The 21,814-nt window shown below is 66.4% G+C and carries 16 protein-coding genes; 10 read left to right on the top strand and 6 right to left on the bottom strand.

All coding sequences use genetic code 11. The features are described 5' to 3' along the window. Positions 1-22: 22 nt before the first annotated feature. The 3 genes from dapD (at position 23) to N5C28_RS15295 (ending at position 2,795) form a co-directional block, all read left to right on the top strand. Positions 23-1,057, top strand: a complete 1,035-nt coding sequence (gene dapD, locus N5C28_RS15305; RefSeq protein WP_279823561.1) for a 2,3,4,5-tetrahydropyridine-2,6-dicarboxylate N-succinyltransferase — start codon at positions 23-25, stop codon at positions 1,055-1,057. Positions 1,058-1,182: 125 nt separating this feature from the next. After that, a complete protein-coding gene (locus N5C28_RS15300) occupies positions 1,183-2,388 on the top strand; it encodes a cysteine desulfurase (protein WP_279823557.1) in 1,206 nt (401 codons plus the stop codon). Further along, positions 2,385-2,795: a SufE family protein gene (locus N5C28_RS15295; protein ID WP_279823553.1), complete on the top strand. Its 411-nt coding sequence runs from the start codon at positions 2,385-2,387 to the stop codon at positions 2,793-2,795. The genes N5C28_RS15300 and N5C28_RS15295 overlap by 4 nt, the downstream gene beginning before the upstream one ends. Before the next feature lie 15 nt (positions 2,796-2,810). On the opposite strand, the gene tcdA is transcribed toward N5C28_RS15295, so the two are convergent. Then, on the bottom strand, positions 2,811-3,620 hold the full coding sequence (gene tcdA, locus N5C28_RS15290; RefSeq protein ID WP_279823549.1) for a tRNA cyclic N6-threonylcarbamoyladenosine(37) synthase TcdA: 810 nt from the start codon (positions 3,618-3,620) through the stop codon (positions 2,811-2,813). Between the two features lie 152 nt (positions 3,621-3,772). On the opposite strand from tcdA, the gene N5C28_RS15285 reads away from it, so the two are divergent. The 5 genes from N5C28_RS15285 to N5C28_RS15265 all read left to right on the top strand — a co-directional run bounded on the left by N5C28_RS15285 (position 3,773) and on the right by N5C28_RS15265 (position 10,152). After that, positions 3,773-4,924 carry an iron-containing alcohol dehydrogenase gene (locus N5C28_RS15285; RefSeq protein WP_279823546.1) on the top strand — a complete coding sequence of 384 codons (1,152 nt, stop codon included), beginning with the start codon at positions 3,773-3,775 and terminating at the stop codon, positions 4,922-4,924. A 185-nt stretch (positions 4,925-5,109) separates the two neighbouring features. Next, positions 5,110-7,704, top strand: a complete 2,595-nt coding sequence (locus N5C28_RS15280) for a glycosyltransferase (protein WP_279823542.1) — start codon at positions 5,110-5,112, stop codon at positions 7,702-7,704. Positions 7,705-7,808: 104 nt separating this feature from the next. Continuing rightward, a complete protein-coding gene (gene dapE, locus N5C28_RS15275) occupies positions 7,809-8,948 on the top strand; it encodes a succinyl-diaminopimelate desuccinylase (RefSeq protein ID WP_279823540.1) in 1,140 nt (379 codons plus the stop codon). After that, entirely contained in the window at positions 8,945-9,757 is an 813-nt protein-coding gene (locus N5C28_RS15270) for a putative RNA methyltransferase (RefSeq protein WP_279823537.1), read from the top strand. Before dapE ends, N5C28_RS15270 begins: the two co-directional genes overlap by 4 nt. A 23-nt stretch (positions 9,758-9,780) precedes the next feature. Next, positions 9,781-10,152 carry a hypothetical protein gene (locus N5C28_RS15265; RefSeq protein WP_279823535.1) on the top strand — a complete coding sequence of 124 codons (372 nt, stop codon included), beginning with the start codon at positions 9,781-9,783 and terminating at the stop codon, positions 10,150-10,152. Positions 10,153-10,381: 229 nt separating this feature from the next. Here the strand turns inward: N5C28_RS15265 and N5C28_RS15260 are convergent, their stop codons facing one another. The 4 genes from N5C28_RS15260 to N5C28_RS15245 all read right to left on the bottom strand — a co-directional run bounded on the left by N5C28_RS15260 (position 10,382) and on the right by N5C28_RS15245 (position 15,069). After that, positions 10,382-10,591 (bottom strand): cold-shock protein, encoded by a 210-nt coding sequence (locus tag N5C28_RS15260; RefSeq protein ID WP_208708776.1) that lies wholly within the window; start codon positions 10,589-10,591, stop codon positions 10,382-10,384. 982 nt (positions 10,592-11,573) lie between these two features. Next, positions 11,574-13,406, bottom strand: coding sequence for a Gldg family protein (locus N5C28_RS15255; RefSeq protein ID WP_279823531.1), 1,833 nt, complete (start codon positions 13,404-13,406; stop codon positions 11,574-11,576). Between the two features lie 8 nt (positions 13,407-13,414). Next, complete coding sequence (locus tag N5C28_RS15250; RefSeq protein WP_279823529.1) at positions 13,415-14,149, bottom strand: ABC transporter permease subunit; 735 nt, start codon at positions 14,147-14,149, stop codon at positions 13,415-13,417. Then, positions 14,146-15,069 (bottom strand): ATP-binding cassette domain-containing protein, encoded by a 924-nt coding sequence (locus N5C28_RS15245; RefSeq protein WP_279823527.1) that lies wholly within the window; start codon positions 15,067-15,069, stop codon positions 14,146-14,148. Before N5C28_RS15245 ends, N5C28_RS15250 begins: the two co-directional genes overlap by 4 nt. A gap of 322 nt (positions 15,070-15,391) precedes the next feature. Between N5C28_RS15245 and plsB the strand changes: the two genes are divergently transcribed. Continuing rightward, a complete protein-coding gene (plsB, locus tag N5C28_RS15240) occupies positions 15,392-17,875 on the top strand; it encodes a glycerol-3-phosphate 1-O-acyltransferase PlsB (RefSeq protein ID WP_279823526.1) in 2,484 nt (827 codons plus the stop codon). A gap of 120 nt (positions 17,876-17,995) precedes the next feature. After that, entirely contained in the window at positions 17,996-18,673 is a 678-nt protein-coding gene (locus N5C28_RS15235) for a DUF4197 domain-containing protein (RefSeq protein WP_279823525.1), read from the top strand. A gap of 60 nt (positions 18,674-18,733) precedes the next feature. Here N5C28_RS15235 and N5C28_RS15230 read toward each other — a convergent pair whose 3' ends face one another. Further along, entirely contained in the window at positions 18,734-21,814 is a 3,081-nt protein-coding gene (locus N5C28_RS15230) for an efflux RND transporter permease subunit (RefSeq protein ID WP_279823523.1), read from the bottom strand.

Raw genomic sequence — 21,814 nt, 5'->3', positions numbered from 1 at the left:
ATTCGCTGCAAGGAAAACATCAATGACTACCGCTCTGTTCAGCCTGGCCTTCGGTGTCGGCACCCAAAACCGTCAAAGCACCTGGCTGGAAGTGTTCTACGCCCAGCCCCTGCTCAACCCGAACGCCGACCTGGTGGCCAAGGCCGCTGAAAAGCTCGGCTACACCGGTGGCAACCAGGCCATCGCCTTCACCACCGCCCAGGCGGGCGAACTGGCCGAAGCCCTGAAGCACGTCGACGCCGCCCAGGCCGCTCTGCTGACCCGTCTGGCCGAAAGCCACAAGCCGCTGGTCGCCACCTTCCTGGCCGAAGACGCGGCCCTGAGCAGCACCCCTGAGGCCTACCTCAAGCTGCACCTGCTGTCGCACCGCCTGGTCAAGCCCCACGGCCTGAACCTGGCCGGCATCTTCCCGCTGCTGCCGAACGTGGCCTGGACCAGCCAGGGCGCCATCGACCTCGCCGAACTGGCCGAGCGCCAGCTGGAAGCCCGCCTCAAAGGCGAGCTGCTGGAAGTGTTCTCGGTGGACAAGTTCCCGAAAATGACCGACTACGTGGTCCCGGCCGGCGTGCGCATCGCCGATGCGTCGCGCATCCGCCTGGGCGCCTACATCGGTGAAGGCACCACCGTGATGCACGAAGGCTTCGTCAACTTCAACGCCGGCACCGCAGGCCCGGGCATGATCGAAGGTCGCGTCTCCGCGGGCGTGTTCGTCGGCAAGGGCTCTGACCTGGGCGGCGGTTGCTCGACCATGGGCACCCTGTCCGGCGGCGGCAACATCGTCATCTCCGTGGGCGAAGGCTGCCTGATCGGCGCCAATGCCGGCATCGGCATCCCGCTGGGCGACCGCAACACCGTGGAATCCGGCCTGTACATCACCGCCGGCACCAAGGTGGCCCTGCTCGACGACCAGGGCGCCCTGGTCAAAGTGCTCAAGGCCCGTGACCTGGCCGGCCAGCCTGACCTGCTGTTCCGCCGCAACTCGCAGACCGGCGCCGTGGAGTGCAAGACCCACAAGTCGGCCATCGAGCTGAACGAAGCCCTGCACGCTCACAACTGAGTGCGACGGCAGGCTGCAAGCCCGGTGCTTGCAGCCTGCCGGATGGGTTGAGCAGAGCGATGCCCGTCAGCCCCCTCCCCGGTATCGCTGCGCTCAACCCACCCGACGGTTCTACAGTGCTTCCCATGCCCATTCATTCCCCCTGGCGCGCTGACTTCCCTGGCATTTTGGCCCTCGAGGCCGAAGGCCAGACCTACCTGGACAGCGCCGCCACCGCCCAGAAACCGCAACAGGTCCTCGATGCCCTGCTGGGCTACTACGCCCAGGGCGCCGCCAACGTGCACCGCGCCCAGCACCTGCCGGGCGAGCGGGCCACCCGCGCCTTCGAAGACACCCGGGCCAAGGTCGCGCGCTGGCTGAATGTGCCCTCCGCTCAGCAGATCGTCTTCACCCACGGTGCGACCGAAGCGTTCAACCTCCTGGCTTACGGCCTGGAGCACCTGTTTCAGCCGGGCGAGCAGCTCGTCATCAGCGCCCTGGAACACCACGCCAACCTGCTGCCCTGGCAGCAACTGGCGCTGCGGCGTCAGCTCGAACTGGTGGTCCTGCCCCTGGATGCCGACGGGCTGATCGACCTGCAACAGGCCGCGCAGCTGATCGGCCCGCGCTGCCGCCTGCTGGCGGTCAGCCAATTGTCCAACGTGCTCGGCAGCTGGCAGCCGCTGCCCGAGCTGCTGGCGCTGGCCAAGGCCCAAGACGCCCTGACCGTGGTCGATGGCGCCCAGGGCATTGTCCATGGCCGCCACGACCTGGCTGCGCTCGATTGCGACTTCTACGTGGCCTCGAGCCACAAGCTGTACGGCGCAGACGGCGTCGGCCTGCTCTGTGGCCGCGCCTCGGCCTTGCAGCAGCTGCGTCACTGGCAGTTCGGCGGCGAGATGCTGCGCAGCGCGGAGTATCACAGCGCCGCGTTCAGCCCCGCGCCCCTGGGTTTCGAAGCCGGTACCCCTCCGGTGTCGGGGGTGATCGCCCTGGGCGCGGCCCTGGACTACCTGGCGGGCCTGGACGACGCGCGTGTCATCGCCCACGAAGCCGCCCTGCACGCCCACCTGCTGGCTGGCCTGCGGGCGCGGGACGGCATCCGCGTGCTGGGCGCGCCCGATGTCGCCCTGGTCAGTTTTGTGGTCGAGGGCGTGCACCATGCGGACCTGGCCCACCTGCTCAGCGAGCAGGGTATTGCGGTGCGCGCCGGGCACCACTGCGCCATGCCGCTGATGAAAGGCCTCGGGCTGCCCGGCGCGATCCGCGCGTCCCTGGGCCTGTACAACGACGCCAGCGACCTGGCGCGGTTCTTCGATGCCCTGGACAAGGCCCTGGAGCTGTTGCGATGAGCCTGCCCGCCCCTGCCCAGCTCGCCCTGGACGCCTTTGGCGCCTGCCCCGGCTGGGAGCAGCGCGCCCGTCTGCTTATGCAATGGGGAGAACGCCTGGAGCCGCTGGACGCCAGCGAGCGCACCGAGGACAACCGCGTGCACGGCTGCGAAAGCCAGGTGTGGCTGGCCGGTGAGCAGCAGGACGGGCACTGGCACTTTCGCGCCGCCAGCGAGGCCCGGTTGCTGCGTGGCCTGCTCGCCGTGCTGCTGGCCCGGGTCGACGGGCTCTCGGCCAGCGAACTGCACGGGGTGGACCTGGCCGACTGGTTCAATCAGCTCGGGCTGAACCGCCAGCTGTCGCCCTCACGCAGCAATGGCCTCAATGCCGTGCTACAACGCATGCGCGAGCTGGCCGGCGGCGCCTGAACCGCCACCGGGCGATCAGCCCTGGCTGGCCCGCTCCGATGGGCGCCGTGCCCCGGCTACCAGCTTGTCGACGATACGGGCCGCCGCCACCATGCCGAACGTGGCGGTGACCATCATCACCGCGCCGAACCCGCCGGCGCAGTCGAGCTTGACCCCCTCCCCCACGAACCCCTTGTACTGACACACCGTGCCATCGGGCTTGGGGTAGCGCAGCTGCTCCGTGGAATAGACGCACGGCACGCTGTAGTTGCGCCCCGGCGTGCGGGAAAAGCCGTAGTCGCGGCGCAGAGTGGAGCGCACCTTGGCCGCCAAGGGATCGTTGTAGGTCTTGTTGAGGTCGGCAACCTGGACCTGGGTCGGATCCACCTGGCCACCGGCACCGCCGGTGCTGATGATCTGGATCTTGCGCCGCTTGCACCAGGAAATCAGCGCCGCCTTGGCCGCCACGCTGTCGATGCAGTCGATCACCGCATCCAGCTCCTCGGTGATGTACTGGGCCATGGTGTCGCGGGTGACGAAATCCGCCACGGCATGCACCACGCACGCCGGGTTGATCGCCCGCAAACGCTCCGCCATGACCTCGACCTTGGCCTTGCCGACCGCACCTGCAAGCGCATGGGCCTGGCGGTTGGTGTTGGTGATGCAGACGTCGTCCAGGTCGAACAGGGAAATCTCGCCCACACCGGAACGCGCCAGCGCCTCCGCCGCCCAGGAGCCGACGCCGCCGATACCCACCACCGCGACATGGGCAGCCGCCAGCCGCTCCGCCCCCTCGCGGCCATACAGGCGGGCTATCCCGGAAAAGCGTTGTTCGTCGATCGGCATATCGTCACCTCAGCAAAGCAGGCGCGCATTATAGGAAGGCACGGACCGCTGCCCAAGCCTTGGTCGTGCTTTTCCGTGGTGCCATCGGTGGCCTGGCCGCAGCGGCGCTATAGTCCAGCGATGACAAGAAGAACAGCCCGTCGGAGCCTGCCATGCGCAATTTCACCTTCCATAACCCGACCAAGATCCACTTCGGCGAAGGGCAGATCGCCAAACTGAGCAAGGAAATCCCGGCTGGCAGCCGCGTACTGGTTACCCATGGTGGCGGCAGCATCTTCCAGAACGGTGTGTGGGCACAGGTCGAAAGCGCCCTGGCAGGCTTCGCCATCAGCCGCTTCGCCGGCATCGAAGCCAATCCGCAGTTCGACACCCTGTTGCGCGCCGTGGAGCAGGCCCGGGGCGAGCGTTGCGACTTCATCCTGGCCATCGGCGGCGGTTCGGTCATCGACGGCAGCAAGTTCATCGCCGCCGCGCTGCGCCACCCCGGCGATCCGCTGGAGCTGCTCACCGGCACCCGGGTCACCGCCGCCGTGCCGCTGGGCTGCGTGCTGACCCTGGCCGCCACCGGCTCGGAGAGCAACCCCCACGGGGTGGTGACCCATGCCGTGCGCCAGCAGAAGCTGCCGTTCTCCAGCCCGCTGCTTTACCCGCGCTTCGCCATCCTCGACCCGCGCACCACCTTCAGCCTGCCGTCGCGGCAGATCGCCAACGGCGTGATCGATGCCTTCGTACACACCCTGGAGCAGTACCTGACTTACCCGGCCGACGCCCCGTTGCAGGACCGCTACGCCGAAGGCCTGCTGCAGACGCTGATCGAAGAAGGCCCCAAGGCCCTGGCCGCCCCGGACGACTACGCGGCCCGCGCCAACCTGATGTGGTGCGCGACCCAGGCGCTCAACGGCCTGATCGGCTGCGGCGTGCCCCAGGACTGGGCGACCCACATGATCGGCCACGAGCTGACCGCCCTCTACCACCTGGACCACGCCCAGACCCTGGCCGTGGTGCTGCCGGCGCTGCTCGCCGAATGCCGCGAGCGCAAACGGGCCAAGTTGCTGCAGTACGCAGAGCGGGTCTGGCAGTTGCACGACGGCGACGAGAACAGCCGCATCGACGAGGCGATCGCCGCGACCCGGGCCTTCTTTTCCCGCCTGGGCGTACCCACCACCCTCTCCGAGCATGGCCTGGACGCCGAGGTGATTCCCCAGGTGCTGGCGCAACTGGAGCGCCACCACATGACCGCCCTGGGCGAGCACCGCGACATCGACCTGCAGGCCAGCGAGCGCATCCTCCTGCGGGCCCTGTGAAGGGATGCGCCAGCCCGTGCCTCCGAGGCGATCCACGGATTTGCCACGACCGGCCATCGTTCGCCCCCGATGCCTTGAAAAACGCCACCTGGCGGCGCTATACAGTCCCCTGACGGCGGAGTAGCATGCGCGCCATCTGGCGTTCGCCACCGTCCCCGTTCCCCCTTTCGGAACCCAATACCGCTATGCCATCGCGCAAATTTGGACTCAACCTCGTCGTCGTCCTGGCCATTGCCGCCCTGTTCACCGGGATCTGGGCGCTCTACAACCGACCGGTCACCGCGCCCGCCTGGCCGGAGCAGATTTCCGGCTATTCGTTCTCGCCGTTCCGCCAGGACCAGACGCCCCAGAGCGGCGTCTACCCGAGCGACGCGGAAATCCGCGAAGACCTCGAGCTGCTGGCCACCCAGACGGACAACATCCGCACGTACTCGGTGGATGGCGCCCTGGAGGCGATTCCGCGTCTGGCAGAAGAGTTCGGCCTGCGGGTCACGCTCGGTATCTGGATCAGCCTGGACGAGGAGCGCAACGAGCGGGAAATCCTCAAGGCCATCGAACTCGCCAACACCTCGCGCAGCGTGGTACGGGTCGTGGTGGGCAACGAAGCCCTGTTCCGCCGGGAGATCACCGCGCCGAAACTGATCGAATACCTCGACCGGGTGCGGGACGCCGTCAAGGTGCCGGTGACCACGTCCGAGCAGTGGCACATCTGGGAGGAATACCCGGAAATTGCCGAACATACCGACCTGATCGCCGCCCACGTGCTGCCGTACTGGGAGTTCGTGCCGATGGAGGACTCCACCCAGTTCGTCCTCGACCGGGCCCGGGACCTGAAGAAGCTCTTCCCCAAGAAACCCCTGCTGCTGTCCGAGGTGGGCTGGCCCAGCAACGGCCGCATGCGCGGCGGCGCCGACGCCACCCAGGCCGACCAGGCGATCTACCTGCGCACCCTGGTCACCACCCTCAACGCCCAGGGCTACAACTACTTCGTCATCGAAGCCTTCGACCAGCCCTGGAAAATCAGTGATGAAGGCTCGGTGGGGGCCTACTGGGGCGTCTACAACCTGGACCGCCAGCCCAAGTTCAACTTCGAAGGCCCGGTGGTCGCCATCCCGCAGTGGCGCCTGCTGGCCATCGCCTCGGTGGTGATGGCGCTGCTCTCGCTCGCGATCCTGCTGATCGACGGCAGCTCCCTGCGCCAGCGCGGGCGCACCTTCCTGACCTTCGTCGCCTTCGCCGGCGGCTCGATGCTGGTGTGGATCGGCTACGACTACAGCCAGCAGTACAGCACCTGGTTCAGCCTCACGGTTGGCATGCTGCTTGGCTTCGGCGCCTTGGGCGTGTTCATCGTGCTGCTCACCGAGGCCCATGAGCTGGCGGAGTCGGTCTGGGTGCTCAAGCGCCGCCGGCCGTTCCAGCCGGTGCTGGCCGACACGGCCTACCGTCCGAAAGTGTCGATCCACGTGCCGTGCTACAACGAGCCGCCGGAGATGGTGAAACAGACCCTCGATGCCCTGGCCAACCTCGACTATCCGGACTTCGAAGTCCTGATCATCGACAACAACACCAAGGACCCGGCCGTGTGGGAGCCGGTGCAGGCCTATTGCGAACAGCTCGGCCCGCGCTTCCGCTTCTTCCACGTCTCGCCCATCGCCGGCTTCAAGGGCGGTGCGCTGAACTACATCCTGCCGCACACCGCGCCGGATGCCGAAGTCATCGCGGTGATCGACTCCGACTACTGCGTGGACCGCAACTGGCTCAAGCACATGGTGCCGCACTTCGCCGACCCGCAGATCGCCGTGGTGCAATCGCCCCAGGACTACCGCGACGGCAAGGAAAGCGCGTTCAAGCGCCTGTGCTACGCCGAGTACAAGGGCTTCTTCCACATCGGCATGGTGACCCGCAACGACCGCAACGCGATCATCCAGCACGGCACCATGACCATGATCCGTCGCACCGTGATGGACGAGCTGAAATGGGCCGACTGGACCATCTGTGAAGACGCCGAGCTGGGCCTGCGGGTGTTCAAGAAGGGCTATTCCGCCGCCTACGCCCATGACAGCTTCGGCCAGGGCCTGATGCCCGACACCTTCATCGACTTCAAGAAGCAGCGTTTCCGCTGGGCCTATGGCGCCATCCAGATCATGAAGGGCCATGCCCGCAGCCTGTTCCTCGGCAAGGATTCGGCCCTCAAGCAAGGCCAGCGCTACCACTTCATCGCCGGCTGGCTGCCCTGGGTCGCCGATGGCCTGAACATCTTCTTCACCGTCGGCGCCCTGCTCTGGTCCGCGGCGATGATCATCGTGCCGCAGCGGGTCGACCCGCCGCTGCTGATCTTCGCCATCCCGCCGCTGGCGCTGTTCTTCTTCAAGTTCGGCAAGATCGTGTTCCTGTACCAGCGTGCCGTGGGGGTCAACCTCAAGGATGCGTTCTGCGCGGCGCTGGCGGGCCTGGCGTTGTCGCACACCATCGCCAAGGCGGTGCTGTACGGCTTCTTCACCACCAGCATCCCGTTTTTCCGCACGCCGAAGATGCGCAGCAGCCACGGCCTGATGGTGGCCCTGGCCGAAGCCCGCGAAGAGGTGTTCATCATGCTGCTGCTGTGGGGCGCCGCGGCCGGCATCGCGATCACTCAGGGCCTGCCCAGCGCCGACGTGAAGTTCTGGGTCGCCACCCTGCTGGTGCAGTCGCTGCCGTACCTGGCCGCGCTGATCATGGCCCTGCTGTCCTCCCTGCCCAAACCGCAGGAAGAGGCCAACGACGAGCCCGTGCCGGTGTAAACCCGCGTCAGGAAACACAAAAACGGCGGCCGATGGTCGCCGTTTTGCTTGGCGCAGCCTGCTAAGATAGGCGCCTTTTCGCTTGTTGCCGTACTGGAGCCACCATGACCGCCCTGACCCCCACCCTGGAGCTCGCCTTCGACCTGATCCGCCGCCCGTCCGTCACCCCGGTCGACGAAGGCTGCCAGGAGCTGATGATGCGTCGCCTGGCCGCTTGCGGTTTTGCGGTCGAGCACATGCGCATCGAGGACGTGGAGAACTTCTGGGCCAAACGCGGTGGTGAAGGCCCGGTGCTGTGCTTCGCCGGCCACACCGACGTGGTCCCCACCGGCCCGCTGGACGCCTGGCAGTACCAGCCGTTCGACGTGCGCATCGATGAAGACGGCATGCTCTGTGGCCGGGGCGCCGCCGACATGAAGGGCAGCCTGGCGAGCATGATCATCGCGGTCGAGCGCTTCGTCGCCGACTACCCGAACCACAAGGGCGCCATCGCCTTTCTGATCACCAGCGACGAAGAAGGCCCGGCCCAGCACGGCACCAAGGCCGTGGTCGAACGCCTGCGCGAGCGCAACGAGCGCCTGGACTGGTGCATCGTCGGCGAGCCGTCGAGCACCACCCTGCTCGGCGATGTGGTCAAGAACGGTCGCCGTGGGTCACTCGGCTGCACCCTGACCGTCCACGGCAAACAGGGCCACGTGGCCTACCCGCACCTGGCGAAGAACCCCATTCACCTGGCCGCCCCGGCATTCGCCGAACTGGCCGCCGAGCATTGGGACGAGGGCAACACCTACTTCCCGCCGACCAGCTTCCAGGTGTCCAACCTCAACTCCGGCACCGGCGCCACCAACGTCATTCCGGGTGAGCTGAAAGCGGTGTTCAACTTCCGCTTCTCCACCGAATCCACCGTCGAAGGCCTGCAGCAGCGCGTTGCCGCCATCCTCGACAAGCACGGCCTGGACTACCACCTGGAGTGGGCGCTGTCCGGCCTGCCGTTCCTCACCCAGCCGGGCGACCTGCTCGACGCCGTGGCCGCCGGCATCAAGGCCGTCACTGGCCGCGACACCACCCCGTCCACCAGCGGCGGCACCTCCGATGGCCGCTTCATCGCCACCCTCGGCACCCAGGTGGTCGAACTGGGCCCGGTCAACGCCACCATCCACCAGATCAACGAGCGCGTGCTGGCCAGCGACCTGGACCTGCTCACCGAGGTCTATTACCAGACGATGGTGAAACTCCTCGCATGAGCCTGATCTGCCCGATCTGTCAGGGCCCGCTGAGCACCGTCGACAACGGCGTCACCTGCCCGGCCAACCACCGTTTCGACCGCGCGCGCCAGGGCTACCTGAACTTGCTGCCGGTGCAGCACAAGAACAGCCGCGACCCGGGCGACAACGCCGCGATGGTCGAGGCGCGCCGGCGCTTCCTCGACGGCGGGCACTACGCCCCGCTGGCCGAGCGCCTGGCGAGCCTGGCGGCGAGCTACGCGCCACAACGCTGGCTGGATATCGGCTGCGGCGAGGGCTACTACACGGCGCAGATCGCCGAACGCCTGCCCCAGGCCGAGGGCTATGCCCTGGACATTTCCCGCGAGGCGGTCAAGCGTGCCTGCCGGCGTGCGCCGCAGCTCGATTGGCTGGTCGCCAGCATGGCCCGCGTGCCCCTGGCCGACGCCAGCTGCCAGTTGCTGGCCAGCGTGTTCAGCCCCCTCGACTGGCAGGAAGCCAGGCGCCTGCTGGCACTGGGTGGCGGCCTGCTGCGCATGGGCCCGACCCGCGACCACCTGATGGAGCTGCGCCAGAAGCTGTATGACGAGGTGCGAGACTACGACGACCAGAAGCACCTGGAACTGATCCCCGAGGGCATGCACCTGGCCCACAGTGAAACCCTGCAGTTCACCCTGAACCTGGCCACCCCCGAGGCCCGGGCCGACCTGCTGGCGATGACGCCCCATGGCTGGCGCGCCAGTGCCGACAGGCGTGCCGCAGTGATCGCCGAGCCGTGTGAAGTGACCGTGGCCATACGCTACGATTGGATCCAGCGTAACGCGCAGTGAGCGCCCCATCGACGAGGAACACCATGCGCCAACCGGACATCGAGATTTACCTGAAAGACGCCGACCACCAGGTCGTTGCCGGCTGGCTGGCCGAGGCGCTGGGCCCCTGCACGGAGTGGCAGCAGAAAGGCCAGACCTTCAAGTGCAAGGCCGGTAACGTGCCGGTGACCTGGCTGCCCAAGGCGGTCGGCAAGTGGCACAGCCTCTACCTGGAAAGCGATGCCACGCCGTGGGACGACGACCTGGCCTGTGCCCAGGCCGCGTTCGCCGCGCTGAACGTCGAAGTGCGCTGCGCCCCGGGTGGCTGGCAGGAAGAAGAAAGCGACGAGCAGGCCGACCGCTGGATGCGCATCAGCACCGATGGCGTCGAAGAAATCACCTGGCGTACGGGCTGACCCATTTGCAGCAGAGCGCCCCCCCGGGTGTCGCTTCGCTCGACCCAGGCTACCGCCAGTCTGTTCACCTGTAGGAGCGGGCTTGCCCGCGAGCTTTTCTTCACCCGCTCGGATCGCCACGGGGCATGCACCGCCGAGCTCGAGGCCAAGGCCTCTCCTACAGGGCGCAGAAACAGCGGAAATGAAAAAGCCCGTCATCGACGGGCTTTTTCATGGGGTGGTGCGGGGTTCAGAGGGCGGACACATCTTCCGCCTGCAGGCCTTTCTGGCCCTGCGTTACCGCGAACTCGACCTTCTGGCCTTCCACCAGCGAGCGATGGCCTTCGCCACGAATCGCCCGGTAGTGAACGAAGACATCCGCGCCGCTTTCGCGCTGGATGAAGCCATAGCCCTTGGAATCATTGAACCACTTGACGGTTCCTGTCTCACGATCAGCCATTACCACACTCTCCAACTGCAGTTTTTATTGTTCCGTATTAACGGCCTGACGTTCGCTGCGGACGTTACTCCTGTCGCCAACCCCGGCCAAAAAGAGCACATGGAGCAGGTAGGCGAACAACGAGCGCCAGCCGAGTATAAAACAAGCTTTGTGACTGAAAAGCACTTTTTGGACATAACCGGAAACACGTGCACGCGGCTTGATTCGCGCCCGCAATCACACCGGGACACACCCCACTTCCCCCCGCCCGAGGCAGCGAACCTGTAGAAGCGGGCTTGCCCGCGAGCTCGCCGATTCGTGCCTGACCCTGTTTCGAACGCCCATCGAAAAGCTCGCGGACGAGTCCGCTCCTACACCAGCAGGCACCCGTCCACGCGGTGGATCGGTGAAGCGTGCCCCACCCTACCCGCTGACCACCGCCCGCCCCAAGGCAGCAAACCTGTAGGAGCGGGCTTGCCCGCGAGCTCGCCGATTCGCGCCTGACGGTGATCCGAACGCCCGCCGAAAAGCTCGTGGACGAGTCCGCTCCTACACCAGCAGGCCCCGTTCACGCGGTGGATCGGTGAAGCGTGCCCCACCCCACCCGCAGACCGACCACCCGACCCAAGGCAGCCAACCTGTAGGAGCGGGCTTGCCCGCGAGCTCAGCGATTCGTACCGGACGGTGATCCGAACGCCCGCCGAAAAGCTCGCGGACGAGTCCGCTCCTACACCAGCAGGCCCTCGTCTACGCGGTGGATCGGTGAAGCGTGCTCCACCCTACCCGCTGACCACCGCCCGCCCCAAGCCAGCGAACCTGTAGGAGCGGGCTCGCCCGCGAGCTCGGCGGTTCGCGCCTGACAACGACCCGAACGCCCGCCGAAAAGCTCGCGGACAAGTCCGCTCCTACGCCGGCGAGCACGCGGCTACGTGCTTATCATCCCCCCAATAAAAAAGCCCCGTGCCTGGAGGGCGACGGGGCTTTGTCGAGCGGGAGGACCCGATCAGCCGTGCTTGCGACGGCGCCAGAGCCACAGGGCCAGCACGCCCAGGGTCAGCAGCAGCGGGATCAGCACGATGTTGCTCAGCTTCAGCGTGCGGCCCAGGGCCTCGATGTCGGCATTGAGCTGGTAACGCACGTCACGCAGCTCCTTGCGGATCTTCAGCTTCTCCTGGAGGAACTGCTGGACCGTAGCCTGTTGCTCCGGGGTCAGCTCCAAGGCCTGCGGGTCATCCTTCTGCTGCAGGGCGGCCAGTTGCTGCTCGGTCTCCTGCAGGCGGGTCTGCAGGGCATCTTCCTGCTGGCGGAAACGGGCGCCGGCCTCGCGCTGCAGCGCTTCGACCACCACGAACGGCCGGCTGAAGCGCCCGCGCGAACGCACGCTGATCAGCGCTTCGGAACCGGCCAGGTTGTCCAGGGCGTTGATCGCGAAACCGGCGTTGTCGGCCCAGGGCTGCGGGATGCGCTGGCCGAAGAAGTCCTGCACCTGCACCCACATACGGTCGGTGAGCATGTCGGTGTCGGCGACCACGATGACGTTGATGGTCTCGGCATCCTTCAGGCCATCCTTGCGGCCTTCGATCCCTTCCGGGTAGGCCGACTGCGCCGGACCGCTGACCCGTGCGGCGATGGTGTAGCGCTCGCCGGTGGGCTCCAGGTCGCGGATCAGCGATTCCGGGTTGCTCAGCATGCCGAAGCGGTTGACCTCGAACGGCATGGCGTACTGCGAGCTGCGGATCAGCGGGATGAACCGGGTCTTGGCCCCTTCCAGCGGCTCGAGGATACCGGCGGTGGCCACGGTCAGGTTCTCCAGGCCCGCGGTGCTGATGTCGTCCTGGTCGAGGGCGTCCTTCGGCAGGCTCAGCCAGGCGGCGTGGTTCACCGCACGCTGGCCCTGCCCCAGGGTCACGGTCATGGCGTAGGAGCCGTCGCCCAGCACCTTGTCCGGCAGCATGCGCAGGCCCCAGGCCTTGAACAGCGGCTCCAGGTTGGAGGCCTTGTCGATGGCCACTTCGCCGGGGATGTCGCCCTGCTTGTCGGCCTCGCTGAACGGGTCGACGAAGGCCAGCAGCTTGCCGCCGCGCAGGACGAACTGGTCGATGGCGTAGAGCGTCTGCTCCGGCAGGTTTTTCGGGTGCACCAGCAGCAGGACCGAGACGTCGTCGGGAATCTGGTCGACGTCACGCTTGAGGCTCTCGATCTGGAACAGCTGACGGACTTCCTCCATCACCATCCAGGGCGCGGTCGGCTGACGCGCAGCCATGTCGAAACCACCGTTGATCTGCAGGCCCGACAGCACGCCCACCACCGGGCGGTTCGGCGTGGCCAGGTTCTGGATCAGGCGGCTGAGCTCGTACTCGAGGAAGGCCTCCTGGTCCAGGGCGAAGAACGGGATCACCTGCTTGTCGCCCAAGGCATTGGTCGCGGCCAGGCCGAAATACACCTGGTCGCCGCCCTGCTGCAGCGGGATGCCCTGCAGGCCGAACTCGGCGGCCTTGTCTTCGTCGGCAGAGAACGGCTCCGGATCGATGACCTTGAGCACGATCTTGTCGCCGGCCTCACGCTGGTAGGCCTTGAGCATCTCTTCGACGCGCGTGGCGTAGTTGCGCAGCGCCGGCAGGTTGCGGGTAGCGGTGTCGGAATAGAAGAAGCTCAGCTCGATCGGCGAATCCAGCTCGGCGAGGATCTTCTCGGTCCCCTCGGAGATGGTGTAGAGCTTCTGCTCCGTGAGGTCCAGGCGCGCCCCGCTCAGGGTCAGGCTGGACAGCAGGTTGAAGGCGAGAAAGGCCAGGGCGATCAGAACCAGCCCGGCACTGGAAACCATCAGCTTTTTCATGGTCATCCTCAGTCGGCTTTTTTCAGGTCGATGACCACCGCCGTCGCCGCCAGCCAGGCCGCGATCAGGGTGATGAAGTACAGCAGGTCACGCAGGTCGATCACGCCCTTGCTGATGGCATCGAAACGGGTGAGGAAGCTCAGCGACGCCACGGCATCGATCAGCCACTGCGGCGCCCAGCCGCTGAAGCCGTCGAGCACCATGGGGAAGCCGCTGACGATGAACAGGAAACACACGCTGACCGCCAGGATGAAAGCAATTACCTGGTTCTTCGCCAGGGCCGACATGCACGAGCCGATGGCCAGGTAGGCGCCGGCCAGCAGCCAGCTGCCGATGTAGCCGGTGATGATCGCGCCGTTGTCCGGCTCACCCAGGTAGTTGACGGTGATGATCATCGGGAAGGTCAGCAGCAGCGCCAGGCCGGCGAACACCCAGGCCGCCAGGAACTTGCCGGTGACCGCGTCGAAGCGGGTGATCGGCAGGGTCATCAGCAGCTCGATGGTACCGGACTTGCGCTCCTCGGCCCACAGCCGCATGGCGATGGCCGGCACCAGGAACAGGTACAGCCAGGGGTGGAAATTGAAGAACGGCGTGAGGTCGGCCTGGCCGCTCTCGAAGAAACCGCCGAGGTAGAAGGTGAACACCCCGGACAGCACCAGGAAGATCACGATGAACACATAGGCCAGCGTCGTGGCGAAATAGCTCGCCAGCTCGCGCTTGAATACAACCGGCAACTGACTCATACCACCTCCCCACGGGTCAGGCTGCGGAACACTTCATCCAGCCGCCCGCGCTCGACATTCAACTCCCTGACCCGCCAGCCGCGCTCGGCGATCAGCGCATTGACCTGCGGGAAGATCACCGCCCCCGGCTCGGCCAGCACGCTGACGCTGTGCTCGGCCAGGTTGTCTTCCACACCGGCCACACCTGGCAGCGCCGCCAGGGCGGCATGGTCCAGCGGCTCATCCGCCACCAGGGTCACCGCCTGGTGGTAGCGCGAACGGCTCTCCAGTTCCAGCGGCGTGCCATCGGCCAGCAGCTTGCCGCCGGCGATCACCACCGCACGGGTGCAGACCGCGCTGACCTCTTCGAGGATATGGGTGGAAATGATCACGATCTTGTCGGCGGCCAGGCTCTGGATCAGTTTGCGCACTTGGTGTTTCTGGTTGGGATCGAGGCCGTCGGTGGGCTCGTCGAGGATCAGCACCTTGGGGTCGTGCAGGATCGCCTGGGCCAGGCCGACCCGGCGCTTGAAGCCCTTGGACAGGGTTTCGATGGACTGCTCCAGGACGTTCTGCAGCTCCACCTGCTCGACTGCACGCTGGACCCGCTGGGCCTTCTCGGCCCGGCGGAAACCGCGCACCTCGGCGATGAACTCGAGAAAGCTGCGCACCGTCATGTCGCCGTAGCACGGCGCGCCTTCGGGCAGATAACCGATCTGCTGCTGGGCCTTGAGGGTGGCGGTGCGGATATCGAAGCCCAGGACACTGGCGGTACCCGAGGTCGGGGCCAGGAAGCCGGTGAGCATCTTCATGGTGGTGGATTTACCGGCGCCGTTCGGGCCGAGAAAACCCAGCACTTCCCCTTGCTTGACGCTGAAAGACAGGTCGTCCACAGCGGTGTGCTGTGCGAAACGCTTGGTCAGGTTTTTTATTTCGATCATGGCCTCTCACCATTGCGGTATCAGGCCCTGCTCGCTACCCGTACAGCGGCGAGACGGGCCTTTTTATGCGGGCGGGACTATAAGGAGTCGGCCGTTGGCAGTGCAAGCCAGGAACCCGGCGGTCACGACCTGCGTAGCGCTCTGCCGCCTCAACGGTCATCGCTGGAGTGGCGCAAGCCCCGCTGCAGAGCCGCTCGGGCCCGTCCGATCGCAGCCGTTCGGCGCGACCGGGCCGTGGTTACAAGATTTTGCCGGCAGGCAGCCGTTGCGGCACACTACCCGCCCCGAGCACCGCTCGTTTTGCATAGCCAGCAGACTCCGTATGACCCGCTCCCCGTTTCGCCGCCTCGTGTTCGGTGCCCTGCGCCGCGTCCTGTACCTCTGGGTACGCTCGGAAACCATCAACCAGTCGGCCTTCACCCTCAAGCTCGACCGCAGCAAACCGGTGTTCTTCGTGCTGCAGCAGCCCTCGCTGAGCGACCTGGCCGTGGTCGACACCGAGTGCCGCAAGGCCGGCCTGCCACGGCCAGTGGTGCCGGTGGCGGTGGGCGATCTGATCGAGCCGGCGGCGTTCTTCTACCTGACCCCCGAGCCGGGCTGGTTGGGCGGTCACGACAAACGCGGCATCTCGCCCACCCTGGAGCGGGTGGTCAGCGCCCTCAGCCAGCACGCCGTGGACGACGCGCAGATCGTGCCGGTCAGCGTGTTCTGGGGCCAGTCGCCGGACCGTGAGACCAGCGCCTGGAAACTGCTGTTCGCCGACAGCTGGGCGGTCACCGGGCGCCTGCGTCGTCTGGTCAGCATCCTGATCCTGGGGCGCAAGACCCGCGTGCAGTTCTCCACGCCGATTCACCTGCGCGAGCTGGTGGAGCAGGACAAGGGGCACGAGCGCACCTTGCGCATGGTGCACCGCATCCTGCGCGTGCATTTCCGCAACCAGAAGACCGCGGTCATCGGCCCGGACGTGTCGCACCGACGCAACCTGGTCAAGGGCCTGATCCATGGCCCGCAAGTGCGCCAGGCGATCCTCGAAGAAGCCGAGCGCGAGAAGATCAGCATCGAGAAGGCCGAGGCCCAGGCCCTGCGCTACGGCAACGAGATCGCCTCGGACTACACCTACACGGTGATCCGCTTCCTGGAGCTGGTGCTTTCCTGGTTCTGGAACAAGATCTACGACGGCATCAAGGTCAACAACATCGAAGGCGTGCAGGACGTCGCCCAGGGCCACGAGGTGATCTACGTGCCCTGCCACCGCAGCCACATCGACTACCTGCTGCTGTCCTACCTGCTGTTCCGCAACGGCCTGACCCCGCCGCACATCGCCGCCGGCATCAACCTCAACATGCCGGTGATCGGCGGCCTGCTGCGCCGGGGCGGCGCCTTCTTCATGCGCCGCACGTTCAAGGGCAACCCGCTGTACACCGCGGTGTTCAACGAGTACCTGCACACCCTGTTCAGCAAGGGCTTCCCGGTGGAGTACTTCGTCGAAGGCGGCCGCTCGCGCACCGGGCGCATGCTGCAGCCCAAGACCGGCATGCTCGCCATCACCCTGCGCAGCTACCTGCGCGACCACCGCATGCCAGTGGTCTTCGTGCCGGTCTACATCGGCTACGAGCGGGTCCTGGAAGGCCGCACCTACCTGGGCGAGCTGCGCGGCGCGAGCAAGAAGAAGGAATCGATCTTCGACATTTTCAAGGTCATCGGTGCCCTCAAGCAGCGCTTCGGCCACGTCTGGGTCAACTTCGGCGAGCCGATCAAGCTCGGCGAATTCCTCGACCAGCAGCAGCCCGCTTGGCGCGAACAGGACCTGGGGCCACAGTTCCGCCCAGGCTGGCTCAACGAGACCACCAACCGCCTGGGCGAGCGCGTGGCCCAGCACCTGAACGAAGCTGCGGCGGTCAACCCGGTCAACCTGGTGGCCCTGGCGCTGCTCTCCACCAGCAAGCTGGCCCTGGACGACCGTGCCCTGGCCCGGGTGCTCGACCTGTACCTGGCGCTGCTGCGCGCGGTGCCGTACTCGCCGCACACCACCCTGCCCGCCGGCGACGGCAAGACGCTGATCGAGTATGTGCAGGGCATGGACCTGCTGGCCGAGCAGAAGGACGCCCTGGGCAAGATCCTCTACCTGGACGAGCAGAACGCCGTCCTGATGACCTACTACCGCAACAACGTGCTGCACATCTTCGCCCTGCCGGCGCTGCTGGCGAGCTTCTTCCAGAGCAGCGCGCGGATCAGCCGCGAGCAGATCCTGCGCTTCACCCACGCGCTGTACCCGTACCTGCAGTCGGAGCTGTTCATCCGCTGGAGCCCGGAGGAGCTGGACGCGGTGGTCGACCAGTGGCTGGCGGCGTTCGTCGAACAAGGCCTGCTCAAGTTCGAGAACGACGTGTACGTGCGCCCGGCCCCGAGTTCGCGCCACTTCGTGCTGCTGACCCTGCTGTCGCGCGCCATCGCCCAGACCCTGCAGCGTTTCTACATGGCCATCGCCCTGCTGCTCAATGCCGGGCAGAACGCGATCAGCGCCGAAGAACTGGAAGACCTGTGCACCGTGATGGCCCAGCGCCTGTCGATCCTCCACGGCCTCAATGCCCCGGAGTTCTTCGACAAGAGCCTGTTCCGCCACTTCATCCAGAGCCTGCTGGACCAGGGCGTGCTGCGCCGCGACGAGGCCGGCAAGCTGAGCCACCACCCGCTGCTCAACGAACTGGCCGAAGGCGCGGCCAAGCGCGTGCTGCCGGCCGAGATTCGCCTGTCGATCCGCCAGGTGGCGATGGACCGCAGCGAGGATGCCGTCGATCCGCTGTGATCGTCCCGACAGCGAGGGCGCCCTGCCCTCGCTGCCTCCGGCGCCCCTCTGCGTCGCATAGGTAGTTTTTCAACGGCCTGTTAAGCTCAATTCACTGCCCCCTTCACAAGGATGCTCACCATGCTGCGTACCATCGTCCTGGCCGCTGGCCTCGCCCTGTCTTCCCACACCTTTGCCCTGTCCCTCGCCGACCTCAGCCAGAGCGACGCCAGCGGCGGCCTCAAGGACGCCCTGACCCAGGGCGCCAAGGTCGCGGTGCAGCAACTGGGCAAGCCGGGCGGTTTCAACAACAACCCCGAGGTGCGCATCGAGCTGCCGGGCAACCTGGGCAAGGCCGCCAAGACCATGAAGATGATGGGCATGGGCGCCCAGGTCGATCAGTTGGAAGCCAGCATGAACAAGGCCGCCGAGGCCGCCGTGCCGCAGGCTCAGGCGCTGCTGGTGGATTCGGTGAAGAAGATGACCGTGCAGGACGCCAAGGGCATCCTCATCGGCCCCGAGGACTCCGCCACCCAGTACCTGAACAAGACCAGCCGCGAGCAGATTCGCGCCAAGTTCCTGCCCATCGTCAAGCAGGCCACCGACCAGGTCGGCCTGGCCAAGCAGTACAACAGCTTCGCCGGCCAGGCCGCGAGCTTCGGGGTGATCGACGCCAAGAGCGCCAACATCGAAAGCTACGTGACCGAGCAGGCGCTCAATGGCCTGTTCGAGATGATCGCCAAGCAGGAAGCCAGCATCCGCCAGAACCCGGCCGGTGCCGCCACCAGCCTGGCCAAGAAGGTATTCGGCGCCCTCTGATCGCCGAATCCCGCCCAAGAAAAAGCCCGGTCGATTGACCGGGCTTTTTCGTTTCAGGGCTCAGGCTGCCGGGCGCGGCGTCTCCTTGACCCGGAACCACGCCGCATACAGCGCCGGCAGGAACAGCAGGGTCAGCGCGGTGGCGACGATCAGCCCCCCCATGATCGCCACCGCCATCGGCCCGAAGAACACGCTGCGCGACAGCGGGATCATCGCCAGCACCGCCGCCAGGGCGGTCAGCACGATCGGGCGGAAACGCCGCACCGTGGCTTCGATGATGGCGTGCCAGCGGTCCAGACCGGCCTCGATGTCCTGCTCGATCTGGTCCACCAGGATCACCGAGTTGCGCATGATCATCCCCGACAGGGCGATGGTGCCGAGCATGGCGACGAAACCGAAGGGCTGGCGGAAGATCAGCAGGAACAGCGTCACCCCGATCAACCCCAGTGGAGCCGTGAGGAACACCATCGCCGAGCGCGAGAAGCTCTTGAGCTGCAGCATCAGCAGCGTCAGCACCACCACGATGAACAGTGGCACCCCGGCGTTCACCGACCTCTGACCGCGGCTGGCGTCTTCCACCGTGCCGCCCACATCGAGCAGGTAGCCGGACGGCAGTTCGGCGCGGATCGGCTCCAGGGTCGGCAGGATCTGCGCCACCAGGCTGGCCGGCTGTTCCTTGCCGTAGATGTCCGCGCGCACGGTCACCGTCGGCAGGCGGTTGCGGTGCCAGATGATGCCTTCTTCGAAGCCGTACTCCAGGGTCGCGATCTGCGACAGCGGCACGCTCATGCCGTTGTCGGTGGGCACCGCCAGGCTCGGCAGCAGGCCCAGCTCCTGGCGCTCGCTGAGGGTGCCACGCAGCAGGATCTCGATCAGCTCGTTGCCCTCGCGGTACTGGCTGACCGGCGAGCCGGTCAGCGAGCTCTGCAGGAACTGCGACAGGTCGGCGGTGCTCACGCCCAGGGCACGGGCGCGCTCCTGGTCGATGTTCAGGCGCACCACCTTGCTCGGCTCCTCCCAGTCCAGGTGCACGTTGACCACATGGGGGTTCTCGCGCACCTTGTCAGCGACCTGGCGGGCCAGATCACGCACCTCGTCGATGTGCTCGCCGGACACCCGGAACTGCACCGGGTAGCCCACGGGCGGGCCGTTCTCCAGGCGCGAAATGCGGGTACGCAACGCCGGGAACTGTTCGTTGACCGTCTCGATCAGCCAGCTGCGGATTTCCTCGCGGTCCTCGATGGTCTTGGCCAGTACCACGAACTGGGCAAAGCTGGCGGCCGGCAGTTGCTGGTCCAGCGGCAGGTAGAAGCGCGGCGAGCCGGTGCCCACGTAGGCCACGTAGTTGTCGATGCCGTCGTGCTTGCTGAGCAGGGTTTCCAGGCGTTTGACCTGCTCTTCGGTCGCCTTCAGCGAGGCACCTTCGGCGAGCTTGAGGTCAACCATCAGTTCCAGGCGGCCGGAAGCCGGGAAGAACTGCTGGGGCACGAAGCGGAACAGCAGGATCGAGGCGACGAACAGGCCCAGGGTCAGCACGATCACCGTCTTGCGGCGCCGCACGCACCACTCCACCGCGCGGCGAACCCGCTGGTAGAAGGGCGTGGAATACGGGTCGTGGCCCTGGTCGCTGCCGCCGTGCTTGGCGGCGTGCAGCTTGGCCAGGTCAGGCAGCAGCTTGGCGCCCAGGTAGGGCACGAACACCACGGCGGCGATCCACGACACCACCAGGGCGATGGTCACCACCTGGAAGATCGAACGGGTGTACTCGCCGGTACCGGATTGCGCGGTGGCGATCGGCAGGAAGCCCGCGGCGGTGATCAGGGTCCCGGTGAGCATCGGGAAGGCCGTGCTGGTCCAGGCGTAGGCCGCGGCCTTGAGCCGGTCGTAGCCCTGCTCCATCTTGATCGCCATCATTTCCACGGCAATGATCGCGTCGTCCACCAGCAACCCCAGCGCCAGCACCAGCGCCCCCAGGGAAATCTTGTGCAGGCCGATGCCCAGGTAGTACATGGCGGCGAAGGTCATCGCCAGCACCAGCGGGATCGACAGTGCCACCACCAGTCCGGTGCGCAGGCCGAGGGAGAAGAAGCTCACCAGCAGCACGATGATCAGGGCCTCGGTGAGCACCCGCACGAACTCGCCGACCCCGGTTTTCACCGCGGCGGGCTGGTCGGACACCTTGCGCAGCTGCATGCCTACCGGCAGGGTTTCCTGAAGCCGGGCGAACTCGCCTTGCAGGGCCTCGCCCAGCACCAGGATGTCACCGCCGTCCTTCATCGAGACGGCCAGGCCCAGGGCGTCCTCGCCCATGAAGCGCATGCGCGGCGCGGGCGGGTCATTGAAGCCACGCTTGACCTCGGCCACATCGCCGATGCGGAAGGTGCGATCGCCCACCCGGATCGGGAAGTTGCGGATTTCCGCCACCGACTCGAAACGCCCGGTCACCCGCAGTTGCACGCGGTCGCTGGCGGTTTCGAAGAAGCCTGCCGCCGCCACCGCGTTCTGTTCTTCCAGGGCCTGCTGCACCGCCGCCAGGGGCAGACCGAGGGTGGCCAGCTTGGTGTTGGACAGTTCGATCCAGATCTTCTCGTCCTGCAGCCCGAGCAGCTCGACCTTGCCCACGTCCTTGACCCGCTGCAGCTGCAATTGGATGCGGTCGGCGTAATCCTTGAGCACGGCGTAGTCGAAACCGTCCCCGGTCAGCGCGTAGATGTTGCCGAAGGTGGTGCCGAATTCGTCGTTGAAGAACGGCCCCTGGATGCCCTGGGGCAAGGTGTGGCGAATGTCGCTGATCTTCTTGCGGACCTGGTACCACAGCTCGGGAATCTGCTTGGAGTGCATCGAATCGCGGGCCAGGAAGGTCACCTGGGATTCGCCGGGCCGCGAGAAGGAGATGAGCTTGTCGTACTCGCCGGTCTCCATCAGTTTCTTTTCGATGCGCTCGGTGACCTGGCGCGCCACTTCCTCGGCGCTCGCCCCCGGCCAGTTGGTGCGGATGACCATGGCCTTGAAGGTGAACGGCGGGTCTTCGCTCTGCCCCAGCTTGTTGTAGGACAGCGCCCCGACGATACCGAGCAGCAGCATGATGTAGAGAACGATCTGGCGATTGCGCAGCGCCCAGGCGGAGAGGTTGAAATCCAT

The organism is Pseudomonas sp. GD03944 (assembly GCF_029839275.1).
Classification (GTDB): domain Bacteria; phylum Pseudomonadota; class Gammaproteobacteria; order Pseudomonadales; family Pseudomonadaceae; genus Aquipseudomonas.
Note: the sequence above shows the minus strand (reverse complement) of the source record. Positions and strands in the feature narration are given on the sequence as shown.